A 26,788-nucleotide genomic window follows, 5' to 3' on the forward strand; every position below is an offset into this window, starting at 1 on the left:
CGTTTCCCGTCTCCTCCGGGGCTGCGCGGTCGCGTGACTGGGGTCCCGCACGGGGCGGGGCGGTCGCGGCCGTGGGTCACGGCGTATTTCGGCGGGATAAATCAACGCTCGGTAAACGGATCGTAATGCAGAGTAAAGGGTGAGCATAGACATTACGGGCAAATGGGCGAATAGATCACCCCGAAGAGTGAAGTGGCTATCTGATCGGCTTGTCGTACTAATTCCTTCTTCGTCCCGTGCGACTTTGGCGGCGCTGTCGGCACCCGAGAGAAGGAAGAAGGTGGACGGAACATGGCCGCCACCCCCAGGATCGCCGCGTGCTCCGTGATCGCCGCGGTCTGCGCCGCATCGCTCGCCGGTTGCGCGGCCGGCACCCCCCGCCAAGCCGCCCCCGAGCCCTCCAAGGCGAAGCCCGCCCAGGCTCCCAAGAGCATGGTCCGGCTCATCGGAGACGGCTCCACCGCCTACACCGGCGCCCAGCCCCACCTGCCCAGAGCGGAGCGGCTGCGCCCCGGCCAGAAGCCCCCGCAGTTCGTCGTCTTCTCCTGGGACGGCGCCGGCGAGGACAGCCAGAAGCTGTTCTCCCACTTCCGCAAGGTCGCCCGGAAGAACAACGCGACCATGACGTACTTCCTGAGCGGCGTGTACCTGCTGCCGGAGGAGAAGAGGGACCTGTACCGGCCGCCCCAGCACTCCCCGGGCCGCTCCGACATCGGGTTCAACGACCGCCGCGGCATCGCCGCCACCGTGAAGCAGCTGCGCCTGGCGTGGCTGGAGGGCAACGAGATCGGTACCCACTTCAACGGCCACTTCTGCGGCAGCGGCGGCGGGGTCGGCGAGTGGTCGGTGAAGGACTGGAAGGACGAGATCGCCCAGGCCAAGCAGTTCGTGAAGACCTGGAAGAGCAACACCGGCCTGAAGAACGCCCCGCCGCTGCCCTTCGACTACGACAAGGAGCTCATCGGCGCCCGCACCCCCTGCCTCGAAGGCCAGCGGAACTTCATGAAGGCGGCCCGCGACCTGGGCTTCCGCTACGACACCAGCGGCGTCACCGACCAGGTCTGGCCCCAGCGCAAGCAGGGCCTGTGGGACCTGTCCATGCAGCTCGTGCCGTTCCCCGGCCACTCCTTCGAGCAGCTCACCATGGACTACAACTTCATGGTCAACCAGTCGGGCACCAGCACCCAGGGCAACCCCGCGATGCACGACTTCTGGGGCGACCAGATGCGCGACGGCCTGCTGAAGGGCTTCCAGCGCGCCTACGACGGCAACCGAGCGCCCCTGATCATCGGGAACCACTTCGAGTCCTGGAACGGCGGCACCTACATGCGGGCCGTCGAGGAGGTCATCGAGACGGTGTGCACCAAGGAGGAGGTGCGCTGCGTCTCGTTCCGGCAGCTCGTGGACTGGCTCGACGCCCAGGACCCGGCCACGCTGGAGAAGCTGCGCACCCTGAAGGTCGGCGAGGCGCCCAAGCAGGGCTGGGCGCCCTTCCTGGCGGCGCGCCCGGCCCCGGCCCCGAAGGGCGTGCCCGGCGCTCCCGCGGCGAAGGGGTGACACCGAGGAAGGACAGCCGTGCCCGGCACGCGCGCGTGGTCGTGCCGGGCATGCGCCCGCAGTCGTACGGGGTCCGCGTATGCAGCCGTACCGGGCATGAGCGCGCAATGGTGCGGGGCACGCGTGTGCAGCAGTACCGGGCTTGGGCGCGCAATGGTGCGGGGCGGCGCGCGTGAAGAAGGCCACTCCGCCGTGGGGCGGGGCCCTCGGGTGCGTAGGGTCGTACTCATGAGTACAGCAGGCGCGACCGCCGATCCCCTCGCGGCCCTGGGGGCGCTGCCCGGAGTGGCCGATTCCGTGGAATCCGTGCGCAAGGCCGTCGACCGGGTCTACGGGCACCGGATCATGCGGCGGCGCAGCAACGCGATCACCTCCGAGGCCGCCCTGCGCGGCGCCCGCGGCTCGGCCGCCCTGTCGGGCGCGGACTGGGCCCTGGAGGAGGTGCGGCGGCGCACGGACTTCAGCGGCGACGACGAGGCGCGCACCGTCGGCGCCGCGCTGCGGCTCACCGCGGAAGCGGGCCAGCTGCTGTCGATCTGGCGGCAGTCGCCCCTGCGGGTGCTGGCCCGGCTGCACCTGGTGGCGGCCGCCGACCAGGCCGACCAGGTGGGACGGCCCCGCCAGGAGGGCGAGCCGGTCGACGAACCGCTGGTGTCCCTGCCACTGCCGAGCGCGGCCGAGGCACACGGCAGGCTGGACGGGCTGGCGGAGCTGATCATCGCGGGCGGCTCCGCGCCGGCGCTGGTCACGGCCGCCGTCGTGCACGGCGAACTCCTCGCCCTGCGCCCCTTCACGTCCCACAACGGCCTGATCGCGCGCACGGCCGAGCGCATCGTGCTGGTCGGCAGCGGCCTGGACCCGAAGTCCGTCTGCCCGGCCGAGGTCGGCTACGCCGAGCTGGGCCGCGAGGCCTACCTCCAGGCCCTCGACGGGTACGTCTCCGGCACCCCGGAGGGCATGGCCGCCTGGATCGCCCACTGCGGCAGGGCGGTCGAACTGGGGGCGCGCGAGTCGACGGCCGTGTGCGAGGCGCTCCAGCGCGGAGCCGCCTGAACCTCCCCCGGCACAGAGATGCGGCGGTACGAGAACTCGTACCGCCGCTGGCATGAGCACCGGGTTACCAAGCGTCCTCGAAATATGCCCATCAGGTCGGGAACTTCGCCCGTCACCTGGTGCGGCTGGCCCGTAATCGACGGGTCGACGTCGCGTGGGTGCCCGGTGTTCATGCTCGGTCCGTGGGGCCAAATGCGTTGTAAAAGGTGATCCTCGCGGATGTCCTTGGTCTCGCGGGCCGTTGACTCCTTTGTACTCCTGCCCCCGGACAAGCGGAAGTCCGGACTGCACTTCTTTACTTTTACCCTCAAACAGGACACGGCCCAGTCGCCGGGCGCAGCGCTGGTCAGGCGACCGTTGGGCGGCGCCGGCTGGCGTACCAGACCAGTCCCGCGGTGGCCGCGGCGGCGCCTATCGCGGCGACCGCGACGAGGGCCGGGCGGGGCGGCACCGAGAACGCGGGAAGGCGCTGCTTGAGCCGGACCGGACGGTGGAAGTCCAGGATCGGCCAGCCCCGCGCGAGTGCCTCGCGGCGCAGCGCGCGGTCCGGGTTCACGGCGTGCGGGTGGCCGACGGACTCCAGCATGGGCACGTCGGTCGCCGAGTCGCTGTAGGCGTAGCAGCGGCTGAGGTCGTAGCCCTCGGACTCCGCCAGCTCCCGGATGGCCTCGGCCTTCGTGGGGCCGTACGCGTAGTACTCCACCTCGCCGGTGAAGCAGCCGTCGTCGCCCACGACCATGCGGGTCGCCACCACCCGGTCCGCGCCGAGCAGTTCACCGATCGGCTCGACGACCTCCGCACCGGACGTGGACACGATCACGACGTCGCGGCCCGCGGTATGGTGCTCCTCGATGAGGGAGGCGGCCTCGTCGTAGATGATCGGGTCGATCAGATCGTGCAGCGTCTCGGCCACGATCTCCTTGACCTGCTGCACGTTCCAGCCGCGGCACAGCGCGGACAGGTAGGCGCGCATCCGCTCCATCTGGTCGTGGTCGGCGCCCCCGGCCAGGAAGACGAACTGGGCATATGCGGTACGCAAGACGGCCCTGCGGTTGATCAGACCGCCTTGGTAGAACGACTTGCTGAAGGTGAGCGTGCTCGACTTCGCAATGACCGTCTTGTCCAGGTCAAAGAAGGCCGCTGTGCGGGGCAAGGAGTGGTTTTCCACGCCCTTGAGCATAGGGGCAGCCCATTCGGCGTAAGGTGGGGCGCGTGGGTTTGCCTGAGAAGGCTCTCGGGTACACCATGGAAGTCACGGATCGTTCGCGACCGTGCTAACCCGGCCCGACTCCTCCCCCCCCGAGTCGGCCGTGGGGACGACCCCCGCTCTCCCCCCCGGCGGGGGTCGTCGCATGTCCGGATGGGTTTTCCCCTTCTTCTCGCGGCCTGAGCGCCGCGCTCGGGGCGGCTGCGGCCGCCCCTTTCTCATGCCCACGATCCGTCACTCTGCGTAGCGGTCGGGCTGCTCTGTGGACGTCGCGCAGGGGGTCCGAGGGCGTCACCGGTATGGGTGACGGCGATATTCACAACCCCCGGGGCGTCCACAGTTTTCCACCAAGATCCACACGATTTCCGGGATCGCTGCACCGTGATTCCAGCGCATCCCGCTCGCGGTCCGATCAGGGCTGGTTCCGATTGCCGGGGGGCGTTTGGCCGGTTTCTGCCGGCCGGTCAAAGGGAGGCCGCCTTGCCGGTTCTTCCCACGTTTGGGAATCGCGGGACCGCAGGGGTCACGCGAGTCGAGCAGCGAAGGGGGATGGACACCGTGACCGGAGCCGTCACACACGATCCGCCGCCGCCCGCCGGAGGGCGGCAGGGCGGACCGCTCATCGTCACCGAGGACACCGAACTCCTCGACGACCTGCTGCGCCTGTGCGCGGCGGCGGGGGCGACACCGGAGGTGCACCACGGGGTGCCCGAGCGCAGAGGCAGCTGGGAGGCCGCGCCGCTGGTCCTCGTGGGCGACGACGCCGCGCGCCGGGTCCGCGGGGCGGCGCGCCGCAGGGGCGTCGTCCTGATCGGGCGGGACCAGGACGACTCGGGGGTGTGGCGGCGGGCCGTCGAGATCGGCGCCGAGCACGTCCTGATGCTGCCCGACGGCGAGCAGTGGCTGGTCGACCGGATCGCCGACGTGGCGGAGGGCGTCGGCAGACCCGCCCTCACCGTGGGGGTGATCGGCGGCCGGGGCGGCGCCGGAGCGTCCACGCTCGCGTGCGCCCTCGCCGTCACCTCCGCGCGGGAGGGACTGCGCACCCTTCTCGTGGACGCCGATCCGCTGGGTGGCGGACTCGACGTACTCCTCGGCGGGGAGACGGCCGAGGGGCTGCGCTGGCCCGCCTTCGCCTCCTCACGAGGCCGGGTCGGCGGAGGCGCCCTGGAGGAGTCGCTGCCCGAGCTGCACTCCTTGCGGGTGCTCAGCTGGGACCGCGGTGACCGGATCGCCGTGCCGCCGCAGGCGGTGCGCGCGGTGCTGGCGGCGGCCCGGCGCCGGGGCGGCACCGTCGTGGTCGACCTGCCGCGCCGCATCGACGACGGGGTCGCCGAGGTGCTCGGCCAGCTCGACGTCGGGGTGCTGGTGGTGCCCGCCGAGCTGCGGGCCGTCGCGGCTGCCGGGCGGGTCGCGTCCGCGGTGGGCATGGTCCTGCGCGATCTGCGGGTGGCGGTGCGCGGGCCGTATCCGCCGGGGCTCGACGACCGGGAGGTGGCCCGGCTGCTCGGACTGCCCCTGGTCGGCGAGGTGCCGGTGGAACCGGGGCTGCTGCGCCCGGACGGGGGCACGGCACCGCCGGGTGCCCGACCGCGCGGAGCGCTCGCCCGGTTCTGCAAGGACTTCTGGGAGCGGGCGCTGGTCGAGGCGGGTGCGGCATGAGCACCCCGGCCGGGCCGCAGGGCGTGGAGCTGCTCGACGGGGTGCGGCGGTGGCTGGCCGAGAGCGGCGCCGAGCCGACCCCCGCGCGCGTGGCGCAGGCCCTGCGGGAACAGGGGCGGGTGCTCGGGGACGCCGAGGTCCTGGGAGCGGCCGCGCGGCTGCGCTCCGAGCTGGTGGGCAGCGGGCCGCTGGAGCCGCTGCTGGCCGATCCGTCGGTGACCGACGTGCTGGTGTCGGGCCCGGACCGGGTCTGGGTCGACCGCGGCGGCGGCCTGGAGCTGACCTCGGTGCGGTTCGCCGACGCGGCGGCCGTACGGCGGCTCGCCCAGCGTCTGGCCGCCGTGGCCGGCCGCCGTCTGGACGACGCCCGCCCATGGGTCGACGCCCGGCTGCCCGACGGGACCCGGCTGCACGCGGTGCTGCCGCCGGTGGCGGTGGACTGCGCCTGTCTGGCGCTGCGGGTCGTACGGCCGCGTGCCTTCACCCTGGGCGAGCTGGTCGCGGCGGGCACGGTACCGCCGGGCGGCGACCGCGTGCTGCGCGCCCTGCTCGACGCACGGCTGTCCTTCCTGGTCAGCGGTGGCACGGGGACCGGCAAGACGACACTCCTCAGCGCCTTGCTCGGGCTCGCCGGGCCGGAGGAGCGGATCGTCCTCGCCGAGGACTCGGCGGAGCTGCGGCCGGATCATCCCCACGTCGTGCGGCTGGAGACCAGACCCGCCAACCAGGAGGGCGCGGGCCTGGTGACCCTGGAGGACCTGGTGCGGCAGGCGCTGCGGATGCGGCCCGACCGGCTGGTCGTGGGTGAGGTGCGCGGACCCGAAGTGGTGCATCTGCTGGCCGCGTTGAACACCGGCCACGAGGGCGGCTGCGGGACGGTGCACGCCAACGCCGCCGCCCAGGTGCCGGCCCGCCTGGAGGCGCTCGGCACGGCCGCCGGGCTCGACCGGGCCGCGCTGCACAGCCAGGTGGCGGCCGCCCTCTCCGTGGTGCTGCACCTGGTGCGCGACCGGGCCGGGCGGCGGCGGATCGCCGAGGTGCATGTGCTGGAGCGGGACCCCTCGGGCCTGGTGCGGACGGTGCCGGCGCTGCGGTGGGGAGAGGCGGCCTTCGTGCGGGAGCGGGGCTGGGAGCGGCTGCGGGGGCTGCTCCGAGGCGAGGGGGACGGGCTGTGCGAGGACGGGACGAAGGGGGTGGGTCATGACGGGCGCGGCTGAGATGTCCCTGGGCGCGGCCGTGGCGTGCGCGGGAGCCGCGGTGTGGCTGCTGCACGAGCGGGACTCGGCGGCGCGCCGGGCACGACTGCTGCTCGCGGCCGGCGGCACGGTCGGTGGCGATCCACAGGCCGGACGCCGGTGGACGGCCGAGGCGCTGCGGCAGGTTCCCGGGCGTCTGCCGGCCGAATGGTGGTCACCGGTGGCCGGGCTGGTCCTGGCGGTCCTGGGGGCGTCGGTGCTGCCGATCCTGCTGGGAGCGGCCGGGGTGCCGCTGCTGCGCAGGGCCCGGGTGGCCGGCCGGGCGCGGCGGGACCGCGAGTCGCGGGCCGACGCGGTGATCGCGCTGTGCGGGGCGCTGGCCGGTGAGGTGCGGGCCGGACGCCAGCCGGGTGAGGCGCTGCTGCGGGCCGCGCGGGAGTGCGGTGGCCTCGCGGACGCGCAGGCGACGGTCCTGGCGGCGGCGCGCTTCGGCGGTGACGTGCCCGAGGCGCTCGCGACGGCGGCACGGCAACCGGGCGCCGAAGGGCTGCGAGGGCTCGCGGCGTGCTGGCGGGTGGCCGTGGACCAGGGCGCCGGGCTCGCGGCCGGACTCGACCGGCTGGCCACCGCGCTGCGCGCCGAACGGGACCAGCGCGCCGACCTGAGGGCCCAGTTGTCCGGTGCCCGGGCCACGGCGGTGATGCTCGCCGGCCTGCCGGTCCTGGGCCTCTTCATCGGCACCACCCTCGGCGCCGACCCCCTGCACGTCCTGCTGCACACCCCGGCGGGACTGGCCTGCCTGCTCGCCGGAGGTGCGCTGGAGGGCCTGGGGGTGTGGTGGGTGCTGCGGATCGTGCGCGGGGCGGAGGGCGCCGTATGAGCGGGGGAGTTGTCCACAGCCTGGGGGTGGCGGCGGGGATCGCGCTCGGCGTCGGGTGCTGGGTGCGGTGGGCGGTGGAGGCCCGGCGCCGGCGGAGGATGCGGCGGCGGCTGGCGGAGCTGTCCGCCCGCGAAGCGGCTGCTCCGGTCCGGCGTCCGGCCTTCCGCCGGGCAGCACGCACATGGCTGGCTCCCGTGGGCGTGGGGTGCGCCGGGTGGGCGCTGGTCGGTGGGCTCGCCGGGGTCGCCGTGGGCGTGGCCGGTGCGGTGGGGACATGGCGTTGGCGGCTGCGGCAGGAGACGGCGGCCCGGGCGGACGCGGGCGGGCCCGACCTCGCCGAGGCCGCACGGCAACTGCCCCTCGCCGCCGACCTGCTGGCCGCCTGCATCGCGGCGGGCGCCGGCCCGGTGGTCGCGGCACAGGCCGTCGGTGAGGCCCTGGGCGGGCCGGTGGGTGACGCCCTGGCCCGGGGCGCGGCGGAGGTGCGGCTGGGCGGTGAACCAGGGGCGGCCTGGCGGAGGCTGGCCGGCCTGCCGGGGGCCGGAGGGCTGGCGCGGCTGCTCGAACGGGCCGATGTGTCCGGGCTGCCCGCTGCCGTACCGGTCGCGCGGCTCGCCGCCGAGGCCCGTGCCGACTGGGGCCGGGCCGCGACGGCCAGGGCCCGCCGGGCGGGCGTCACGGTCAGCGCACCGGTCGGGCTGTGCTTCCTGCCCGCGTTCATCGCGGTCGGGGTGCTGCCCGTGGTGATCGGGCTCGCGGGCGGGGTGCTGGGAGGAGGTGGTGGCTAGAGGCGGGGGAGCGGGAGGCAGGGACGGAAGCGGGTCGCGGTGACGCGCGAGCGGCGCGACAGGCGAGCGACGAAACAAGCAAGTGACGCAGCAAGCAGCAACGAAACAAGTAAGCGACCGAAGCAAGTAAGCGGCGTCCGACAGAGGTTCGGGCTCTTTCCCACGGGGGTTGAGATGGTTCAGATGGTGCGGGCACGGCTGCGGGTCCTGGTGCGCGGGATGCGTGCGGCGCGGCGGGACGCGGGGATGGTCACCTCGGAGTATGCGACGGGGATCGTGGCGGCCGTGGCGTTCGCGGTGGTGCTCTACAAGGTCGTCACGAGCGGGGCGGTCAGTTCGGAGCTGCAGAGCATCGTGAAGGAAGCCCTCAATGCGCGGATGTGATCGGCGCGGGGACCGGGGGTTCGTGACGGCGGAGTCGGCCGTGGTGCTGCCCGTGCTGGTGATGTTCGCGATGGCACTGGTGTGGGGTCTGCTGGTCGTGGCCGCGCAGATCCAGTGCGTCGACGCGGCGCGGACGGGTGCGCGTGCGGCGGCCCGGCAGGACCCGCCCGGCGCGGTGGTGCGGCTGGCCCGGGAGGCGGCGCCGCCGGGCGCGAAGGTGACGGTGAGCCGGGACGCGGAGCACGTGCGGGTGGTGGTCGTGGCCGAGCCGCCGGTGCTGCGCGGGCTGTCGTTCGCGGTGCGCGAGGAGGCCGTGGCGGCTGTGGAGGAGGCGGTGGGCACATGAAACGTCCGTCGCGCGCCGCCCCCGACCAGGGGTCAGCCACGGTCTGGAGCGTGGGAGCGATCGCGGTCCTGTGTGTGGTGTTCGGTGTCGTCCTCGCGCTGGGACAGGCCGTCGTGGTCCGGCACCGGGCGGCGGGCGGAGCGGACCTCGCGGCGCTGGCGGCGGCGGACCACTGGGCCGAGGGCGGTCCGGCGGCCTGCGCCCGCGCCGGCCGGGTGGCCCGGGCCCAGGGTGTGCGACTGGTGCGGTGCGAGGTCGCCGGGGAGATCTCGGATGTGACGGCGGCTTCCGGACGGGGGCCGTTCACGGCGCAGGTCAGGGCGAGGGCCGGTCCTCCGACAGCACCTCTGGATCTCCCGGCCGTGAGCCCTGGCCACCGGGCGGATGCCCCACCCGGACCTCCGGCGGCCGCTCTGCCTCTGCCGTGACCCGCGGTGGACGCTCTGCCGTCACCTCCGGCGGTGCTCCATCCACCTCCGGCGGTTCCTCCGCCGCCACTCTTCACTCTCCCGTCGGCTGCCCCGCCCCCTCCTCCGTCGGCTGCTTCTCCTCCGGTGCCCCCTCCAGCAGCACCGTGAGGAGGCGTACCGCCCCCCTCTTGTGCAGTGGGTCGTTGCCGTTGCCGCACTTGGGGGACTGGATGCAGGACGGGCAGCCGGCGTCGCACTCGCAGGAGGCGATGGCCTGGCGGGTGGCGGTCAGCCAGCTGCGGGCGGTGTGGAAGGCGCGCTCCGCGAAGCCCGCGCCGCCGGGATGGCCGTCGTAGACGAAGACCGTGGGCAGGAGCGTGTCGGGGTGGAGGGGGATCGACACGCCGCCGATGTCCCAGCGGTCGCAGGTCGCGAAGAGGGGCAGCAGGCCGATGGAGGCGTGCTCGGCGGCGTGCAGGGAGCCGCCGAGGATCTCCGGGCCGATCCGGGCCCGGTCCAGCTGGTCCTCGGTGACGGTCCACCACACGGCCCGGGTGCGCAGTGTGCGGGGCGGGAGGTCGAGCTTGGTCTCGCCCAGGACCTCACCGGTCATGAGCCGGCGGCGCAGGAAGGAGACGACCTGGTTGGTGACCTCGACGGATCCGTAGCACAGGCGGCCGTCGCCCCAGGGGATCTCGACGTCGGTCTCCAGGACGGAGATGGCCGTCGTGTCGCGGGCGACGGTGGAGTAGGGCGGGGATGCCTCTTCGACGAGGGCGACGGAGTCGTCGAGGTCCAGGGACCGCACGAGGTAGGTGCGGCCCTGGTGGAGGTGGACCGCTCCCTCGTGCACCGTCGAGTGCGCGGCGCCGGCGTCGACCGTGCCGAGCAGCCGGCCCGTGCCGGACTCGACGACCTGGACCGGGCGCCCGCCCTCACCGCGGATGTCGGTCAGGTCGGCGGCGCGCTCGCGGCGGGTCCAGTGCCAGGCCTTGGTGCGGCGGCGCAGCAGCTTCGCCGCCTCCAGCTGGGGCAGCAGGCCCTCGCTGGCCGGGCCGAACAGGTCGAGGTCCTCGTCCGTCAGGGGCAGCTCGGCGGCTGCGGCACACAGGTGCGGGGCGAGCACGTAGGGGTTGTCCGGGTCGAGGACCGTGGACTCGACGGGCTGGTCGAAGAGGGCCTCGGGGTGGTGGACGAGGAAGGTGTCCAGGGGGTCGTCGCGGGCGACCAGGACGGCCAGGGCGCCCTGCCCGGCCCGCCCGGCCCGGCCGGCCTGCTGCCACAGGGAGGCGCGTGTGCCCGGGTAGCCGGCGATGACGACGGCGTCGAGGCCGGAGATGTCGATGCCGAGTTCGAGGGCGTTCGTCGCGGCGAGGCCCAGCAGTTCACCCGAATGGAGGGCGCGTTCGAGTGCGCGGCGTTCTTCCGGGAGATAGCCGCCCCGGTACGCCGCGACACGCCGGGCCAGCGACCGGTCGACCTCGGCCAGCCGCTCCTGGGAGATGACGGCGATCAGCTCGGCGCCGCGCCGGGACCGGACGAAGGCGACCGAGCGCACGCCCTGCACGGCGAGGTCGGTCAGCAGGTCGGCGGCCTCGGCGGTGGCCGTGCGGCGGACGGGGGCGCCCTTCTCGCCGTGCAGCTCGGTCAGCGGCGGCTCCCAGAGGGCGAACACCAGTTCACCGCGTGGGGAGGCGTCGTCGGCGACCTCGACGACCGGCAGGCCGGTGAGGCGGCGGGCGGCCACCGCGGGCTCGGCGGCGGTGGCGGAGGCCAGCAGGAACACGGGCGAGGCGCCGTAGCGGGCGCACAGGCGGCGCAGGCGGCGCAGCACCTGCGCGACGTGCGAGCCGAAGACGCCGCGGTAGGTGTGGCACTCGTCGATGACGACGTACCTCAGCGACTTCAGGAAGGAGGACCAGCGGGGGTGGGACGGCAGGATGCCGCGGTGCAGCATGTCCGGGTTGGTCAGCACGTAGTTGGCGTACTGGCGGATCCATTCGCGTTCCTCGAACGGAGTGTCGCCGTCGTACACGGCGGCGCGCACCGAATGGCCCAAAGGATGTGAAAGTTCCTTCACTGAGCGGCACTGATCCGCCGCGAGGGCCTTGGTGGGGGCCAGGTAGAGGGTGGTCGCGCCGCGGCCGTTCGGGGCCTCGGCGCCGTCCAGGAGGGCGGACAGGACGGGCACGAGATACGCCAGGGACTTGCCGGAGGCCGTGCCGGTGGCGACGACGACCGAGTCGCCGTCCAGGGCGTGCTCCGCCGCGCGGGCCTGGTGGGCCCAGGGATGTTCGATTCCGGCGGCCTGCACGGCCGAGACGACCTCGGCCCGGATCCGGTCCGGCCAGACGGCATGCCGACCCGTCCGCGGGGGCAAGTGCTCCGTATGAGTAATGCGCGAAGCCCTGCTCGGACCGGACGCGAGCCGGTCCAGGACCGCGCCCGGCGCGGGCCGGGAGGCGGGGTCCGTCGGGGTTCGATCGGATCGGTGATTCTTGGCCATCGGCACCGAGTGTGTCACTGGCGTGACGGACAATGGAGCCAAGGCGTCGTGCACGCCTGCCGGTAAGTGATTGAATGCCATCGCGGCTGGCGAAGCGTCCAAGGGCTGAAGCCGAGATGCCCCAAGGGCGACCGCTCGATAGCAAGGTGCTGGAGGATCCGTGGACCTGTCCCTGTCGACCGAGACCATGGGCGATCGCACGATCGTCAGGGTCGGTGGCGAAATCGACGTATATACCGCGCCCAAGCTGCGCGAGCAGTTGGTCGAGCTGGTGAACGACGGCAGTTTCCACCTTGTCGTCGACATGGAGGGCGTGGACTTCCTCGACTCCACCGGGCTCGGCGTGCTGGTCGGCGGCCTGAAGCGTGTGCGAGCCCATGAGGGCTCCCTGCGCCTGGTCTGCAACCAGGAGCGCATTCTGAAGATCTTCCGCATCACCGGCCTCACCAAGGTGTTCCCGATTCACACCTCGGTCGAGGAAGCGGTTGCGGCCACCGACTGAGACCGGTCCCGGGCCCCGTGCCCGGGCCCGGCCGCGGTGCGGCACGAGTTCGACAGTAGTGAAGACCGAGGGGGCCCGGGCTTTCGGCGGCCCGGAGCCCCTCGACAGCACGCCCGTAGTTGCGAGGGGGATGCATGGCCACCGTTGAGCTCCGCTTCAGCGCGCTGCCCGAGCATGTCAGGACCGCCCGGCTGGTGGCGGCGGCGGTGGCGCGCAGGGCCGGAGTGGACGAGGCCGTCCTCGACGAGGTCAGGCTCGCTGTCGGCGAGGCCTGCACACGGGCCGTCGGACTGCACCAGCTGGGCGGCATCTCCGCACCGGTGAAGGTGCTGCTGATCGAGGAGGAGAAGCAGTTCTCCATCGAGGTCGGCGACGAAGCCCCGCACGCGGTGCCCGGTGACCGTGCCGGCGCGGGCGATCCCGACACGGAGGCCGAGGAGGACGAGATGGGCCTCGCGGTCATCAGCGGCCTCGTCGACGACGTGGAGGTCAGCGCGGGGGAGCACGGCGGATCGATCAAGATGACGTGGCCGACCACGCCTCCGCCGACGATCCTGGTCTGAACCGGCCACCGCGCACACCGTTCCACCCGAAGGGCCCCACCCGTGGGGCCCTTCGTCATGTGCGGGTGTCAGTGCTCGCCTTTACAGTAGTTCCTGTGCCGTTCATCGCGTGAATTCGTTCACGATCATTCGCGTGCTCCACGGTCGCGTCAGAATGCTTTCAGGGCATTACTTCAGCAGGCCAATTCCGTTTATCGCGCTCTGTTTTGATCAGGTTCCGGTACCTAGAATCCCGTCCACATCTTGAGCTCAGCCCAAGCGTCAAGGAGGACGAATGGCGGGGCTTTCTCTCTCACAACAGTCGGGCCAACCCACAGATCTCGCAGCCGCCGTACTGACCGATGGCAACCGCGTCCTCGTCGTGGTCATCGCGGTCGTGGCACTGGCGGCACTAGCGGTCGCGGGCGTCCTGGTGCGCCAGGTCCTCGCGGCCGGTGAGGGCACCGACAGCATGAAGAAGATCGCGGCCGCGGTCCAGGAAGGCGCCAACGCCTATCTGGCACGCCAGCTGCGCACGCTCGGCGTATTCGCCGTGGTCGTGTTCTTCCTGCTCATGCTGCTGCCTGCGGACGACTGGAATCAGCGGGCCGGACGGTCGGTGTTCTTCCTGATCGGAGCGGCGTTCTCGGCGGCCACCGGCTATATCGGCATGTGGCTCGCCGTGCGCAGCAATGTGCGGGTCGCCGCGGCGGCCCGCGAGGCCACTCCGGCGGCGGGCGAGCCGGAAAAGGATCTGACCGCCGTCTCGCACAAAGCGATGAAGATCGCATTTCGCACCGGCGGCGTGGTCGGCATGTTCACGGTGGGTCTCGGCCTGCTGGGCGCGGCCTGCGTGGTGCTGGTGTACGCGGCCGACGCGCCGAAGGTGCTGGAGGGCTTCGGTCTCGGTGCCGCGCTGATCGCGATGTTCATGAGGGTCGGCGGCGGCATCTTCACCAAGGCCGCCGACGTCGGCGCCGACCTGGTCGGCAAGGTCGAGCAGGGCATTCCGGAGGACGATCCGCGCAATGCCGCGACCATCGCCGACAACGTGGGCGACAACGTCGGCGACTGCGCGGGCATGGCGGCCGACCTCTTCGAGTCGTACGCCGTGACGCTGGTGGCCGCGCTGATCCTGGGCTCGGCGGCCTTCGGCGACGCGGGGCTCGGCTTCCCGCTGCTGGTGCCGGCCATCGGTGTGGTCACGGCGATGATCGGCATCTTCGCGGTGGCGCCGAGGCGTTCCGACCGCAGCGGCATGAGCGCGATCAACCGCGGGTTCTTCATCTCCGCGGTGATCTCGCTGGTGCTGGTGGCGGTGGCCGTGTTCGTCTATCTGCCGGGGAAGTACTCGGAGCTGGACGGCGTCACCGACGCGGCGATCCAGGGCAAGGACGGCGACCCGCGGATCCTGGCGCTCGTCGCGGTGGCGATCGGCATCGTGCTGGCCGCCCTGATCCAGCAACTGACCGGCTATTTCACGGAGACCTCCCGCCGGCCCGTGCGGGACATCGGCAAGACCTCGCTCACCGGCCCGGCCACCGTCGTCCTCGCCGGTATCTCCGTCGGTCTCGAATCGGCCGTCTACACCGCCCTGTTGATCGGTCTGGGCGTGTACGGAGCGTTCCTGCTCGGCGGTACGTCGATCATGCTGGCGCTGTTCGCGGTGGCGCTGGCCGGCACCGGCCTGCTCACCACGGTCGGTGTGATCGTCGCGATGGACACCTTCGGGCCGGTTTCCGACAACGCGCAGGGCATCGCGGAGATGTCCGGTGACGTCGAGGGCGCGGGCGCGCAGGTGCTCACCAACCTGGACGCGGTCGGCAACACCACCAAGGCGATCACCAAGGGCATCGCGATCGCCACGGCCGTGCTCGCGGCGGCGGCGCTGTTCGGGTCGTACCGCGACGCGATCTTCACGGGCGCGCGGGACGTGGGCGAGAAGCTCAGCGGCGAGGGCGCGCCCATGAGCCTGATGATGGACATCTCGCAGCCCAACAACCTCGTGGGTCTCATCGCGGGCGCCGCGGTCGTCTTCCTCTTCTCGGGGCTGGCGATCAACGCCGTGTCGCGGTCGGCGGGTTCCGTGGTCTTCGAGGTGCGGCGGCAGTTCCGCGAGAAGCCCGGGATCATGGACTACAGCGAGAAACCGGAGTACGGCAAGGTCGTCGACATCTGTACGAAGGACGCGCTGCGGGAGCTCGCCACCCCGGGTCTGCTGGCCGTGATGGCGCCCATCTTCATCGGGTTCACGCTCGGCGTGGGCGCGCTCGGCGCGTTCCTGGCGGGCGCGATCGGCACGGGCACGCTCATGGCGGTGTTCCTCGCCAACTCCGGTGGCGCCTGGGACAACGCCAAGAAGCTCGTCGAGGACGGCCATCACGGCGGCAAGGGCAGCGAGGCGCACGCGGCGACCGTGATCGGCGACACCGTCGGCGACCCCTTCAAGGACACCGCCGGCCCCGCGATCAACCCGCTGCTGAAGGTCATGAACCTGGTCGCGCTGCTCATCGCGCCCGCGGTGATCAAGTTCTCCTACGGCCCGGACAAGAGCGTGGGGGTGCGGATCCTGGTCGCGGTCCTCTCGTTCCTGGTGATCGCCGGGGCGGTGTACGTGTCAAAGCGGCGCGGAATCGCCATGGGTGACGAAGGCAACGCCGAGCCGAAGCCCAAGTCGGCCGATCCGGCGGTGGTTTCGTAGGGAGGTTCGAGGAGCCCCAGCTCAAGGTGCGGGCGGGCGGTGCGCGTTGGCGCGTCGCCCGCCCGCTCTGTCTGGGTGGACGATCACGCGTGAGCCTTCTCTCTCTTGGTGCAAAAGGTTACAAAAAGGTCTTAATAGGCGTTCGACGTGCGGTTGCCGTGCATCCGGCGTGTAAGTTCCGGGGCCGAGAGCCATGGAAGGGACCAAACCGGTGAACAAGAAGCTCGCGGCCGCACTGTCCGGCGGTGCGGTACTGGTACTGGCGCTGTCGGGCTGCGGCGGCGACGACGGCAACGAGAAGCTGGACTCCTGGGCCAAGCAGGTCTGCGACGCCGTGCAGCCGCAGGCGAAGAAGATCGAGTCGGCCAATGCCGCGATCCAGAAGGAGACCTCCGACAACAGCACGCCGGAGGACGTCCAGAAGACCGACGCCCAGGCCTTCCAGGACATGTCCGACGCCTACAAGGCGATCGGGAGCGCGGTGGACAAGGCCGGGGCGCCGGACGTCGAGAACGGTGAGAAGAAGCAGCAGGACGCGGTCAAGGAGCTCAACTCGATCTCCGCGTCCTACGCCTCCCTGAAGAAGCAGGTCGACGGGCTCGACACGAAGGACCAGGGCAAGTTCGCCGACGGCCTCAAGGACATCGCCACCGAGCTCGACAAGCTGAGCAAGAGCGGCAACGACGCCCTGCGGAACCTGGAGGAGGGCGAGGTCGGCCAGGCGATGGCCCGGCAGCCGAGCTGCAAGGCGGCCACGGCGTCGGCGGGCGCGACGCAGAGCTGAGCGGCCGAGCGGCCGAACGAGGTCCCGCCTCACGCCGTGAGGGGGGCCTCGGCCGTATCCGCGCCCCGGCGCGGGCGGGGGCACGGGCACGTGCGGCGGCGTCCCCGGCCGCCACGACACGGGCACGTGCGAGGGCGCCCCCGGCCGCCACAATGGGGGCGTGAGTAACGCCAGCCAGTCACCCCTGCCCCCGCTGCCCGCCTCCGACCGCCCCGAGGTCGCCGCCCGGCTCCGGGACGCCCTGCTCGAGGCCTCCTTCACCGCCGACGGACTGCTCGAACTGCTCGGCGCCCCCGCGTACGCGGCGCTCGCCCGGAGTGAGACCGTGCCCGCGCTCCGGGCCACCCGCGGTGACACGCCCCTGGAGGTGCTCGTCCGGCTGTTCCTGCTGCAGCAGCCCGTGCCGCACACGCGCGTGGCGGACGTCCTGCCCGTCGAGGCATGCCTGGAGAGCGGCTGGCTCGCCCGCTCCGGCGCCGACGCACTCTCCGCCACGGTGGACGTCCGGCCCTACGGCGGGCCCGGCGGCGAGGACTGGTTCATCGTGTCGGACCTGGGCTGCGCGGTCGGCGGGGCCGGCGGGATCGGCCGTCGTGACGAGGGCGTCGTCCTGGGAGTCGGCGGCGCCTCCACGACCCTCGCCGGCATCACCGTCCGCACGCCCGTCGCCTCCGCGCTCGACCTCGGCACCGGCTCCGGCGTCCAGGCCCTGCACGCCGTCCGGCACGCCACGCGCGTGACCGCGACCGACCTCAACCCGCGCGCGCTGCACATCACCGCCCTGACGCTGGCGCTGTCCGGCGCCCCGGCCGCCGATCTGCGCGAGGGCTCCCTCTTCGAGCCGGTCCGCGCCGACGAGACGTACGACCTGATCGTCTCCAACCCGCCGTTCGTGATCTCGCCCGGCGCCCGGCTCACCTACCGCGACGGCGGGATGGGCGGGGACGATCTGTGCCGCACGCTCGTTCAGGAGGCAGGGGAGCGGCTGAACGAGGGCGGGTTCGCGCAGTTCCTCGCCAACTGGCAGCACGTGGAAGGGGAGGACTGGCAGGACAGGCTCAGGTCATGGGTGCCCCGGGGCTGCGACGCGTGGATCGTCCAGCGCGAGGTGCAGGACGTCAATCAGTACGCCGAGCTGTGGCTGCGGGACGCGGGCGATCACCGCGAGGACGTGGCGGAGTACCAGGCGCGGTACGACGCATGGCTCGACGAGTTCGAGGCGCGCAAGGTGAAGGCCGTCGGCTTCGGCTGGATCACCCTGCGCAGGACGGACGCCGCCGTGCCGTCCCTCACGGTGGAGGAGTGGCCGCACCCGGTCGAGCAGCCGCTCGGCGACACCATCCGCGACCACTTCGACCGGCTCGACCACCTGCGCGAGCACGACGACGCCGCCCTGCTGGAGGGGTACTTCCGGCTGGCCGACGAGGTCGTGCAGGAGCAGGTCGGGATGCCCGGCGCGGAGGACCCCGAGCACGTCGTGCTGCGCCAGAACCGCGGCATGCGCCGGGCCACACGGGTCGACACGGTCGGCGCGGGCTTCGCCGGGGTGTGCGACGGCACGATGAGCGCGGGCCGCATCCTCGACGCCATCGCCCAGCTGCTCGGCGAGGACCCGGTCCTGCTGCGCGACCGCACGCCGGCGCAGATCCGGCTGCTGGTGGAGCAGGGGTTCCTGGTGCCGGTGCGCTGAGAAGAGTCCGGAGGGCCAGAAGGGGCCGGAGGGCCGGGAAGAGTTCGAGGGCCGGGAAGAGTCCGAGGGCCGAGAGGAGTCCGGAGGGCCGAGAGGAGTGTGGTGGGGCGTAAGAGATGTGGAGGGGAGCCGTCCGTCCCGGGAACCGGTTCCCCTGGCGCCCCGTCGCGGAGGCCCGCCAATAATTTCGAGTCGATTTGGACACCTCGCCCGGAACAGGTGGTGAAGGGCCGGACGCCCGCAACCGGCGGCCGTGTCGTCCTGGCGTTCACCTCGGGTTCGCCTCCCCGAAGCCCGCGCGTGTCAGCCTCCCGTGGCTGGGACCGTTCGGACAGGGGAAAAGGGGCGCGGCGAGCCATGGAGAGCGAACCGGCGATCTTCGCGGGAACGGTGTTCTCCCTGTTCGGAGGGGGGCTGCTGGCGTGGACCGTGACGCGCGTGCGCCGGCAGCTGCCGGTCGCCCAGGGTGTGCGGCCGGTGGCGTCGGCGACCGTCGCGAGCGTCGTCGCGGTGCTCGCCCTGGCCGTCGGAACGTGGTGCTTCACCCGGCTGTGAGACCCGCTCCGGCGAGGGCGCCGGCAGGTGACCGGGAGGTCGCGCTCCGCATCGGGCCGGGCCGGGTCCGGGCACTCCGGGCGGCAGGAATGGTGGTAGTCGGGTTACCGTTCGAGTGGCCGTTGCGGGCTTTTCCCGTTTGACACGGGGGCGGGATGTACCGTCACACTCCGCAGCGTCAGCACGTACCCCAGCCCCGGTGAGCGACTCCGGGGAGGCCCCAGCGTCGACCGGAGAGAAGAGCGAAGTTGTCCCCGACCAGCGAGACCGCGAAGGGCGGCCGCCGACTCGTCATCGTCGAGTCGCCTGCCAAGGCGAAGACGATCAAGGGCTATCTCGGCCCCGGCTACATCGTCGAGGCGAGCGTCGGGCACATCCGCGACCTTCCCAACGGCGCCGCCGAGGTGCCCGAGAAGTACACCGGCGAGGTCCGCCGCCTCGGTGTGGACGTCGAACACGACTTCCAGCCGATCTATGTGGTCAACGCCGACAAGAAGGCCCAGGTCAAGAAGCTCAAGGACCTGCTGAAGGAGTCGGACGAGCTCTTCCTCGCCACCGATGAGGACCGCGAGGGCGAGGCCATCGCCTGGCACCTCCAGGAGGTGCTCAAGCCCAAGGTCCCGGTCAAGCGGATGGTCTTCCACGAGATCACCAAGGCCGCGATCCAGGCCGCCGTCGCCAACCCCCGCCAGCTCAACCAGAAGCTCGTCGACGCCCAGGAGACCCGCCGCATCCTCGACCGCCTCTACGGCTACGAGGTCTCGCCGGTCCTGTGGAAGAAGGTCATGCCGCGGCTGTCCGCCGGGCGTGTCCAGTCGGTCGCCACCCGGCTCGTCGTGGAGCGGGAACGCGAGCGCATCGCCTTTCGTTCCGCTGAGTACTGGGACCTGACGGGCACCTTCGCGACCGGCCGCGCCGGAGACTCGTCGGACCCGTCGTCGCTGGTCGCGCGCCTGCAGACCGTCGACGGCAGGCGGGTCGCGCAGGGCCGCGACTTCGACTCCCTGGGACAACTGAAGAGCGCGAACACCCTCCACCTCGACGAGGCGAACGCCCGCGCCCTGGCCGCCGCCCTGGAGCAGACGCGGTTCGCCGTGCGCTCGGTCGAGTCCAAGCCCTACCGCCGCTCGCCGTACGCCCCGTTCCGTACGACGACGCTGCAGCAGGAGGCCAGCCGCAAGCTCGGCTTCGGCGCGAAGGCCACGATGCAGATCGCGCAGAAGCTGTACGAGAACGGCTACATCACGTACATGCGTACGGACTCCACGACGCTGAGCGACACGGCGGTCGCCGCCGCCCGCGCCCAGGTCACGCAGCTGTACGGCGCCGACTACCTGCCGCCGCAGCCGAGGACGTACGCCGGGAAGGTCAAGAACGCGCAGGAGGCCCACGAGGCGATCCGCCCCTCGGGTGATCGTTTCCGCACTCCCGCCGAGACCGGACTGACCGGCGACCAGTTCAAGCTCTACGAGCTGATCTGGAAGCGGACCGTCGCCTCCCAGATGAAGGACGCCACCGGCAACAGCGTTACGGTGAAGATCGGCGGCACCGCCTCCGACGGCCGGGACGTCGAGTTCAGCGCGTCCGGCAAGACGATCACCTTCCACGGCTTCCTCAAGGCCTACGTGGAGGGCGCCGACGACCCGAACGCCGAGCTGGACGACCGCGAGCGCCGCCTGCCCCAGGTCTCCGAGGGCGACCCCCTGAGCGCCGAGGAGATCACGGTCGACGGGCACGCCACCAAGCCCCCGGCCCGCTACACCGAGGCCTCCCTGGTCAAGGAGCTCGAAGAGCGCGAGATCGGCCGCCCGTCGACGTACGCGTCGATCATCGGCACGATCCTGGACCGCGGCTACGTGTTCAAGAAGGGCACGGCCCTGGTGCCGTCCTTCCTGTCCTTCGCCGTGGTCAACCTCCTGGAGAAGCACTTCGGGCGGCTCGTCGACTACGACTTCACCGCCAAGATGGAGGACGACCTCGACCGCATCGCCCGCGGCGAGGCGCAGGCCGTGCCGTGGCTCAAGCGGTTCTACTTCGGCGAGGCCAACGGCATCGGCGGCGCGGCGGAAGCCGGCAACGGCGACGGGGACCACCTCGGCGGCCTCAAGGAACTGGTCACCGACCTGGGCGCGATCGACGCCCGCGAGGTGTCGTCGTTCCCCGTGGGCAACGACATCGTGCTGCGCGTCGGGCGCTACGGCCCCTACATCGAGCGCGGCGAGAAGGACACCGAGCAGCACCAGCGCGCCGACATCCCCGACGACCTCGCCCCGGACGAACTGTCCGTGGAGCTGGCCGAGGAGCTGCTGGCCAAGCCCAGCGGCGACTTCGAGCTGGGCACCGACCCGGCCACCGGCCACACGATCGTCGCCAAGGACGGCCGCTACGGCCCGTACGTGACGGAGATCCTCCCCGAGGGCACCCCGAAGACGGGCAAGAACGCGGTCAAGCCGCGCACGGCGTCCCTGTTCAAGACGATGTCCCTGGACACGGTCACCCTCGACGACGCCCTGAAGCTGATGTCGCTGCCGCGGGTCGTCGGCACGGACGCCGAGGGCCAGGAGATCACCGCGCAGAACGGCCGCTACGGCCCGTACCTGAAGAAGGGGACGGACTCGCGCTCGCTGCAGTCCGAGGACCAGCTCTTCACGATCACGCTGGAGGAGGCGCTGGCGATCTACGCCCAGCCCAAGCAGCGTGGCCGGGCCGCGGCCAAGCCGCCGCTGAAGGAGCTCGGCACCGACCCCGTCAGCGAGAAGCCGGTCGTGGTCAAGGACGGCCGCTTCGGCCCGTACGTCACCGACGGGGAGACCAACGCGACCCTGCGCTCCGGCGACAGCGTCGAGACGATCACCCCGGAGCGCGGCTTCGAGCTGCTCGCCGAGAAGCGCGCCAAGGGCCCCGCGAAGAAGACCGCCAAGAAGGCGGCCAAGAAGGCCCCGGCGAAGAAGACCACGACGGCGAAGAAGACGACGACGGCCAAGAAGACCGCGGCGAAGAAGACCACGACCGCGAAGAAGGCCACGACGGCGAAGAAGACGGCCGCCAAGACGGCGACCGCCGCGAAGCCGACGGAGGACTGAGTCCGCCTGCCTCCCGGACCGGCCCCTGAGGCGCGGTCCGGATCTTCGCCCAGGGTTCGGAACGCGAACGCCCCGGCAACACTTCGGTGTCGGGGCGTGCGCATGCCAGACCGGGCCCTCCAGGGTGTCGGCGCCTGCCGATAGGCTGAACGCATGACGCGAGCCGAGCATCCAACGGCCCCTCAGCCGGCCCCCGACGACGCCCTGGTCGCGGACTCCCGCGAGCGTGCCGTCCGCGCCCTGCTGCGCCGCCCGCAGCTGAAGCGGTTGTGGAGCGCCCAGCTCGTGGGTGGTGTGGGGGACACCCTCGCCCTCCTCGTGCTGGTCCTCCTCGCCCTCCAGGCGGCTGTCGCCGAGGGCTCCTTCGGGGGCGGTTACCGCGGCGTGGCGTTCGCAGTGGCGACCGTTTTCGGGGTGCGCGTCCTCGCGACGCTGCTGTTCGGCGCCGTGCTCCTCGGCCCGCTCACCGCCCTCACCTCCCAGGACGGCCCGCTCGACCGCCGCTGGACCATGGTCGGCGCGGACGGGCTGCGCGCCGCGCTGCTCATCGTCGCGCCGCTGTGGATCGACTGGACGCCCGAGGACGCGCTGGCCGTGCTCCTCGTCACGGCCTTCGTGACGGGGGTCGCCGAGCGGTTCTGGACGGTGTGCCGGGAGAGCGCGGCCCCCGCCCTGCTGCCCGCCCCGCCCCCCGAGGGCGCGACGGTCCGGCCGCTGCCCGACCACATGGACGCCCTGCGCCGGCTCTCGCTGCGCACCGGCTTCGTCGCCATCCCGCTCGCCGCCGTCGTGCTCGTCGTCGCGGCCCTGTTCAACAACCTGCTGGGCGCCGGCATCGAGTGGTTCGCCCAGCACCAGGCGGCCCTCGCCTCCTATGTGGCGGCCGGCCTGTTCGCCGCGTCCCTGTCCGTGCTGACCTTCCTGGAACTGCCCGGCACGCGCACCCCGCGCGCCCGGTCGCCGCTCGAAGGCCTGCGCCGCCCCAAGACCGGCACCGGCACCGACAAGGGCCGCACCGGCGCGACGCCGCTGCTGGTGCCGGCCTGCGCGGCCGTCGCCGCCGCGGTGTCCGCCGCCGTCGCCGTGGCCGTGCTGCATGCGAAGGACCTCGGCGGCGGCCCGGTACTGTACGGGCTGTTCGTGGGCGCGCTGACCGGCGGTGTGGTGATCGGCATCCGCACGGCGCCCGCTCTGCTGCCCGCACTGTCGCGCCGCCGGATGCTCGCCCTGGCGATCGCCTTCACCGGTGTCGCGCTGCTGGCCGCCGGCCTGGTCCCGGACGTCACCTCGGTGCTGCTGATCCTCGCCCTGTCCGGCGCCGGCGCGGGCATCTCCGCCAACATCGGGCACACCCTGCTCGACCAGGAGACCGAGGAGTACCGGCGCCCCCGCACGACGGAGCACCTGCACGCGGTGGTCCGGGTCTGCGTGGCGCTCGCCGCGGTGATCGCCCCGCTGGTGGCGGCGGGCATCGGGCCGCACCGGCTGGAGAGCGGCAAGTTCGTCTTCGCGCACGGCGGCGCGGCCTTCACGCTGATGCTGGCCGGCGCGCTGCTGCTGCCGGTCGCCGTGCTGGTGCTGGCCAAGGTCGACGACCGTTCCGGCGTGCCGCTGCGGCAGGACCTGAAGGACGCGCTGCTCGGCGGCGACGACCCCGACCCGGCGCTCGCCACGTCCGGTTTCTTCATCGCCCTGGAGGGCGGCGACGGCGCCGGCAAGTCCACGCAGGCCGAGGCGCTGGCCGAGTGGATCCGCGCCAAGGGCCACGAGGTCGTGCTGACCCGCGAGCCGGGGGCGACGCCGGTGGGCAAGCGGCTGCGGTCGATCCTGCTCGACGTCTCCAGCGCGGGTCTGTCGCACCGCGCGGAGGCGCTGCTGTACGCGGCCGACCGGGCCGAGCACATCGACACCGTCGTACGGCCCGCCCTGGAGCGCGGCGCGGTCGTCATCTCCGACCGGTACATCGACTCCTCCGTGGCCTACCAGGGAGCGGGCCGCGATCTGTCGCCGACCGAGATCGCCCGGATCAACCGCTGGGCGACGAACGGACTCGTGCCGCATCTGACCGTGCTGCTGGACGTCGCGCCGGAGACCGCGCGGGAGCGGTTCACCGAGGCGCCCGACCGGCTGGAGTCGGAGCCGGCCGAGTTCCACGCGCGCGTGCGGGCCGGTTTCCTCACCCTGGCCGCGGCCGACGCCGGGCGGTACCTGGTGGTGGACGCCGGGCAGGAGCCCGAGGCCGTCACGACCGTCATCCGGCACCGGCTCGACCAGGTGCTGCCGCTGTCCGAGGCCGAGATCAAGGCGCGCGAGGAGGCCCGCAGGAAGGCCGAGGAGGAAGCCCGCCGCAAGGCCGAGGAAGAGGCCGCCCGCAAGGCCGAGGAGGAGCGCCTGGAGCGCGAGCGCCAGGAGCAGCTGGCCAAGCTGCGCGCCGAGGAGGAGGAGCGCAAGCGCCGCGAGCTGGAGGAGGCACAGCGGCGCGAGGCCGAACGGCAGGCGGAGGAGGCCCGGCGCCGGGCCGAGGAAGCGCGCCGGAAGGCCGAGGAGGAGCGGGCACGGCTCCTCGCGGAGGAGAAGGCCCGCGCCGAGGAGGAGGCCCGCCGCAAGGCGGAGGAGGAGCGGCGCCGGAAGCAGGCCGAGGAGGAGGCGCGGCTGCGCGCCGAGGCCGAGGCGCTCCGTCTGGAGAAGCAGCGCAAGGCCGAGGAGGCCCTGCTGCGGGCCGAGGAGGCGCGCCGGCTCGCGGAGGCGGCGGCCGCCGCGGCCGAGGCCGGGCCGAAGATCTCCATGTCCAAGAGCCCCGCGCCGGAGCGCCCCTCCGGCCCGGTGGCGGGACAGGACGCGGCGACCGTGCCGACGCCCGTGGTGACGCCGGGCCGTTCGGCGGACGACACGACCGTGCTGCGCCCGGTGCGCGACGAGGAGCGTGGCCCGGGCCGTGCCTCCGGTGACTCCGAGGCCGAGGTGACCGCCGAGCTGCCCCTGCCGCCGGCCCCGCCGGCGGCCGGTGAGCAGACGGAGGTACTGCCGCCGGTTTCCTCGCGGACCGAGGACGAGCCCTCGGTGGCGTCCGACGCGGCGGACGAGACGGCCGTGCTGCCGCCGGTCCGGCCGGCGGACGCGGAGGAGACGGCCGTGCTGCCCCCGGTCCGGCCCGGTGACGCCGAGGAGACGGCGGTCCTGCCGCCCGTCCGGCCGGGTGACGCCGAGGAGACGGCCGTACTGCCCCCCGTGCGCGGGGGCGGATCGGCGGACCGTGTGCCGCCCGGCTACTTCCGGGACGACGCCCCGTCCGCCCGCCCCGACGGGAGGGAGGACCGGACGCGGGAGCTGCCCCAGGTCGACGCCGAGGGCACGCCGCGCCGCCGGTCCGACTGGGCCGAGGAGACGCCGCTGGACGACCTGCCGTCGCTGGCGGACGAACTCCTCGGACCGCACGACGACGAGCCGGGCGAGGGCCGCGGACGCCGGGGGAGGGGCGGCCGGGGCCGCTGAGGCCTCCGGCGTGAGCCGAAGGAGGGCGGAAAGGGGCTCTGGGCCGGGTCGGTCCGGGCCCCTTTCCGCCTTTCGCGCGCATCTCGTGCGGAGCAGGGACGGGATCGGCTGTCTCTGGGGACCCCACCCGGTTGCCCCTCGGAAGCCCACCCCGTCGGGCGCTGTCAGTGCTCACCCCCACAATGGATCCCGCACCGCAGAACGTATGGAAGGGCGGCGTGACCCATGACCGTGTGGGACGACCTCGTCGGGCAGGAGAGGGTGACCGAGCAGCTGGCCGCAGCCGCGCGGGACGCCGACGCCCTGGTCACCGCTGCCGCCTCCGACGCCCCGCCGCCGGAGGCGTCGAAGATGACGCACGCGTGGCTGTTCACGGGCCCGCCCGGAGCCGGGCGCAACCAGGCGGCGCGGGCGTTCGCCGCGGCCCTCCAGTGCGTCAGCCCCGACCGCGCCCTCGGCGGAGCCCCGGGCTGCGGTTTCTGCGACGGCTGCCACACGGCCCTCGTGGGCACGCACGCCGACGTCACGACCGTCGCCGCGGTCGGCACGCAGATCCTCGCCGACGACATGCGGGACACGGTCCGCAAGTCGTTCACCAGCCCGGCCAACGGCCGCTGGCAGATCATCCTCGTCGAGGACGCCGAGCGGCTGAACGAGAAGTCGGCCAACGCCGTCCTCAAGGCCGTGGAGGAGCCCGCCCCGCGCACGGTCTGGCTGCTGTGCGCGCCCTCCATCGAGGACGTTCTGCCGACCATCCGCTCCCGCTGCCGCCACCTGAACCTGAGCACGCCGTCGGTCGATGCCGTCGCCGACATGCTGGTGCGCCGCGAGGGCATCGAGCCGGCCGTCGCCGCCGCGGCGGCCCGCGCGACGCAGGGTCACGTCGACCGGGCGCGCCGGCTGGCCACCGACCCGGCCGCGCGGGAGCGCCGGGCCGCCGTGCTGCGCCTGCCGCTGCGCGTCGAGGAGATCGGCGGCGCGCTCCGGGCCGCGCAGGAGCTCGTGGACGCGGCCGCCGAGGACGCCAAGCAGCTGGCCGAGGAGGTCGACGCCAAGGAGACCGAGGAGCTCAAGGCCGCCCTCGGCGCGGCCCAGGGCGGCCGGATGCCGCGCGGCACGGCAGGCGTGATGAAGGACCTGGAGGACAAGCAGAAGCGCCGCAGGACACGCACGCAGCGCGACAGCCTCGATCTCGCCCTGACCGACCTGACCGCCTTCTACCGCGACGTCCTCGCCCTCCAGCTCGGCTCCCGCGTGGCCATCGCCAACGCGGACGCGGAGGAGGCCCTGGAACGGCTCGCGCGCGGCAGCTCCCCGGAGGCCACGCTGCGCCGCATCGAGGCGATCGCCGCCTGCCGCGACGCCCTCGACCGCAACGTGGCGCCACTGCTGGCGGTGGAGGCGATGACGATGGCGCTCAGAGCGGGCTGAGAGCGCGGACGTACGGGTC

At 72.8% G+C, this 26,788-nt stretch carries 20 protein-coding genes; 18 read left to right on the forward strand and 2 right to left on the reverse strand.

Features of this window, described 5'->3' with window-relative positions; genetic code table 11:
• The first annotated feature begins 291 nt into the window (after positions 1–291).
• On the forward strand, positions 292–1,557 hold the full coding sequence (locus tag CHR28_RS18385; RefSeq protein WP_094054729.1) for a polysaccharide deacetylase family protein: 1,266 nt from the start codon (positions 292–294) through the stop codon (positions 1,555–1,557).
• Between the two features lie 228 nt (positions 1,558–1,785).
• A complete protein-coding gene (locus CHR28_RS18390; protein WP_094054730.1) occupies positions 1,786–2,610 on the forward strand; it encodes an oxidoreductase in 825 nt (274 codons plus the stop codon).
• Between the two features lie 346 nt (positions 2,611–2,956).
• Here the strand turns inward: CHR28_RS18390 and CHR28_RS18395 are convergent, their stop codons facing one another.
• Positions 2,957–3,790, reverse strand: coding sequence for an HAD family hydrolase (locus tag CHR28_RS18395; RefSeq protein ID WP_094054731.1), 834 nt, complete (start codon positions 3,788–3,790; stop codon positions 2,957–2,959).
• A 576-nt stretch (positions 3,791–4,366) separates the two neighbouring features.
• Between CHR28_RS18395 and ssd the strand changes: the two genes are divergently transcribed.
• From ssd to CHR28_RS37815, 7 genes are all read left to right on the forward strand, one after another.
• Positions 4,367–5,479 carry a septum site-determining protein Ssd gene (gene ssd, locus CHR28_RS18400; RefSeq protein WP_094054732.1) on the forward strand — a complete coding sequence of 371 codons (1,113 nt, stop codon included), beginning with the start codon at positions 4,367–4,369 and terminating at the stop codon, positions 5,477–5,479.
• Positions 5,476–6,696, forward strand: coding sequence for a TadA family conjugal transfer-associated ATPase (locus CHR28_RS18405; RefSeq protein WP_094054733.1), 1,221 nt, complete (start codon positions 5,476–5,478; stop codon positions 6,694–6,696). The genes ssd and CHR28_RS18405 overlap by 4 nt, the downstream gene beginning before the upstream one ends.
• On the forward strand, positions 6,680–7,555 hold the full coding sequence (locus CHR28_RS18410) for a type II secretion system F family protein (RefSeq protein WP_094054734.1): 876 nt from the start codon (positions 6,680–6,682) through the stop codon (positions 7,553–7,555). Before CHR28_RS18405 ends, CHR28_RS18410 begins: the two co-directional genes overlap by 17 nt.
• Positions 7,552–8,343, forward strand: coding sequence for a type II secretion system F family protein (locus CHR28_RS18415; RefSeq protein WP_094054735.1), 792 nt, complete (start codon positions 7,552–7,554; stop codon positions 8,341–8,343). Before CHR28_RS18410 ends, CHR28_RS18415 begins: the two co-directional genes overlap by 4 nt.
• Positions 8,344–8,517: 174 nt before the next feature.
• The gene (locus tag CHR28_RS18420) at positions 8,518–8,727 is read left to right on the forward strand and encodes a DUF4244 domain-containing protein (RefSeq protein ID WP_094054736.1); all 210 of its coding nucleotides are present in this window, start codon (positions 8,518–8,520) and stop codon (positions 8,725–8,727) included.
• A complete protein-coding gene (locus CHR28_RS18425) occupies positions 8,714–9,073 on the forward strand; it encodes a TadE family type IV pilus minor pilin (protein WP_094054737.1) in 360 nt (119 codons plus the stop codon). The genes CHR28_RS18420 and CHR28_RS18425 overlap by 14 nt, the downstream gene beginning before the upstream one ends.
• Positions 9,070–9,501 carry an Rv3654c family TadE-like protein gene (locus tag CHR28_RS37815; protein ID WP_256984296.1) on the forward strand — a complete coding sequence of 144 codons (432 nt, stop codon included), beginning with the start codon at positions 9,070–9,072 and terminating at the stop codon, positions 9,499–9,501. The genes CHR28_RS18425 and CHR28_RS37815 overlap by 4 nt, the downstream gene beginning before the upstream one ends.
• A 73-nt stretch (positions 9,502–9,574) precedes the next feature.
• Here the strand turns inward: CHR28_RS37815 and CHR28_RS18435 are convergent, their stop codons facing one another.
• On the reverse strand, positions 9,575–12,070 hold the full coding sequence (locus tag CHR28_RS18435) for a DEAD/DEAH box helicase (RefSeq protein WP_179272480.1): 2,496 nt from the start codon (positions 12,068–12,070) through the stop codon (positions 9,575–9,577).
• Positions 12,071–12,149: 79 nt separating this feature from the next.
• On the opposite strand from CHR28_RS18435, the gene bldG reads away from it, so the two are divergent.
• The 9 genes from bldG (at position 12,150) to CHR28_RS18480 (ending at position 26,769) form a co-directional block, all read left to right on the forward strand.
• Complete coding sequence (bldG, locus tag CHR28_RS18440) at positions 12,150–12,491, forward strand: anti-sigma factor antagonist BldG (protein WP_003991900.1); 342 nt, start codon at positions 12,150–12,152, stop codon at positions 12,489–12,491.
• A gap of 134 nt (positions 12,492–12,625) precedes the next feature.
• The gene (locus CHR28_RS18445; RefSeq protein ID WP_094054739.1) at positions 12,626–13,054 is read left to right on the forward strand and encodes an ATP-binding protein; all 429 of its coding nucleotides are present in this window, start codon (positions 12,626–12,628) and stop codon (positions 13,052–13,054) included.
• 274 nt (positions 13,055–13,328) lie between these two features.
• Positions 13,329–15,734 carry a sodium-translocating pyrophosphatase gene (locus tag CHR28_RS18450; protein WP_094054740.1) on the forward strand — a complete coding sequence of 802 codons (2,406 nt, stop codon included), beginning with the start codon at positions 13,329–13,331 and terminating at the stop codon, positions 15,732–15,734.
• 193 nt (positions 15,735–15,927) lie between these two features.
• A complete protein-coding gene (locus CHR28_RS18455) occupies positions 15,928–16,518 on the forward strand; it encodes a small secreted protein (protein ID WP_094054741.1) in 591 nt (196 codons plus the stop codon).
• A 160-nt stretch (positions 16,519–16,678) separates the two neighbouring features.
• On the forward strand, positions 16,679–18,208 hold the full coding sequence (locus CHR28_RS18460) for a DUF7059 domain-containing protein (RefSeq protein WP_094054742.1): 1,530 nt from the start codon (positions 16,679–16,681) through the stop codon (positions 18,206–18,208).
• A 357-nt stretch (positions 18,209–18,565) separates the two neighbouring features.
• The gene (locus CHR28_RS18465; protein WP_094054743.1) at positions 18,566–18,763 is read left to right on the forward strand and encodes a hypothetical protein; all 198 of its coding nucleotides are present in this window, start codon (positions 18,566–18,568) and stop codon (positions 18,761–18,763) included.
• Between the two features lie 248 nt (positions 18,764–19,011).
• On the forward strand, positions 19,012–21,846 hold the full coding sequence (gene topA, locus CHR28_RS18470) for a type I DNA topoisomerase (RefSeq protein WP_094054744.1): 2,835 nt from the start codon (positions 19,012–19,014) through the stop codon (positions 21,844–21,846).
• Between the two features lie 153 nt (positions 21,847–21,999).
• Positions 22,000–25,338 carry a dTMP kinase gene (gene tmk, locus CHR28_RS18475; protein ID WP_094054745.1) on the forward strand — a complete coding sequence of 1,113 codons (3,339 nt, stop codon included), beginning with the start codon at positions 22,000–22,002 and terminating at the stop codon, positions 25,336–25,338.
• A 225-nt stretch (positions 25,339–25,563) separates the two neighbouring features.
• Positions 25,564–26,769: a DNA polymerase III subunit delta' gene (locus CHR28_RS18480; RefSeq protein ID WP_094054746.1), complete on the forward strand. Its 1,206-nt coding sequence runs from the start codon at positions 25,564–25,566 to the stop codon at positions 26,767–26,769.
• Positions 26,770–26,788 lie beyond the last annotated feature (19 nt).

The sequence above is a fragment of the Streptomyces sp. XY006 genome, from assembly GCF_002237655.1.
Classification (GTDB): Bacteria; Actinomycetota; Actinomycetes; order Streptomycetales; family Streptomycetaceae; genus Streptomyces; species Streptomyces levis.

What these genes read in the sequence shown, in the direction of transcription:
- CHR28_RS18445 (WP_094054739.1), top strand. Translation starts at nt 12,626, where the DNA reads ATGGCCACCGTTGAGCTCCGCTTCAGCGCGCTGCCCGAGCATGTCAGG.
- CHR28_RS18420 (WP_094054736.1), top strand. Translation starts at nt 8,518, where the DNA reads ATGGTTCAGATGGTGCGGGCACGGCTGCGGGTCCTGGTGCGCGGGATG.
- CHR28_RS18455 (WP_094054741.1), top strand. Translation starts at nt 15,928, where the DNA reads ATGGAAGGGACCAAACCGGTGAACAAGAAGCTCGCGGCCGCACTGTCC.
- CHR28_RS18395 (WP_094054731.1), bottom strand. Translation starts at nt 3,790, where the DNA reads ATGCTCAAGGGCGTGGAAAACCACTCCTTGCCCCGCACAGCGGCCTTC.
- CHR28_RS18450 (WP_094054740.1), top strand. Translation starts at nt 13,329, where the DNA reads ATGGCGGGGCTTTCTCTCTCACAACAGTCGGGCCAACCCACAGATCTC.
- CHR28_RS18425 (WP_094054737.1), top strand. Translation starts at nt 8,714, where the DNA reads ATGCGCGGATGTGATCGGCGCGGGGACCGGGGGTTCGTGACGGCGGAG.
- CHR28_RS18465 (WP_094054743.1), top strand. Translation starts at nt 18,566, where the DNA reads ATGGAGAGCGAACCGGCGATCTTCGCGGGAACGGTGTTCTCCCTGTTC.
- CHR28_RS18435 (WP_179272480.1), bottom strand. Translation starts at nt 12,070, where the DNA reads ATGGCATTCAATCACTTACCGGCAGGCGTGCACGACGCCTTGGCTCCA.
- tmk (WP_094054745.1), top strand. Translation starts at nt 22,000, where the DNA reads ATGACGCGAGCCGAGCATCCAACGGCCCCTCAGCCGGCCCCCGACGAC.
- CHR28_RS18385 (WP_094054729.1), top strand. Translation starts at nt 292, where the DNA reads ATGGCCGCCACCCCCAGGATCGCCGCGTGCTCCGTGATCGCCGCGGTC.
- CHR28_RS18415 (WP_094054735.1), top strand. Translation starts at nt 7,552, where the DNA reads ATGAGCGGGGGAGTTGTCCACAGCCTGGGGGTGGCGGCGGGGATCGCG.
- CHR28_RS18480 (WP_094054746.1), top strand. Translation starts at nt 25,564, where the DNA reads ATGACCGTGTGGGACGACCTCGTCGGGCAGGAGAGGGTGACCGAGCAG.
- ssd (WP_094054732.1), top strand. Translation starts at nt 4,367, where the DNA reads ATGGACACCGTGACCGGAGCCGTCACACACGATCCGCCGCCGCCCGCC.
- CHR28_RS18390 (WP_094054730.1), top strand. Translation starts at nt 1,786, where the DNA reads ATGAGTACAGCAGGCGCGACCGCCGATCCCCTCGCGGCCCTGGGGGCG.
- CHR28_RS18410 (WP_094054734.1), top strand. Translation starts at nt 6,680, where the DNA reads ATGACGGGCGCGGCTGAGATGTCCCTGGGCGCGGCCGTGGCGTGCGCG.
- CHR28_RS18405 (WP_094054733.1), top strand. Translation starts at nt 5,476, where the DNA reads ATGAGCACCCCGGCCGGGCCGCAGGGCGTGGAGCTGCTCGACGGGGTG.
- CHR28_RS37815 (WP_256984296.1), top strand. Translation starts at nt 9,070, where the DNA reads ATGAAACGTCCGTCGCGCGCCGCCCCCGACCAGGGGTCAGCCACGGTC.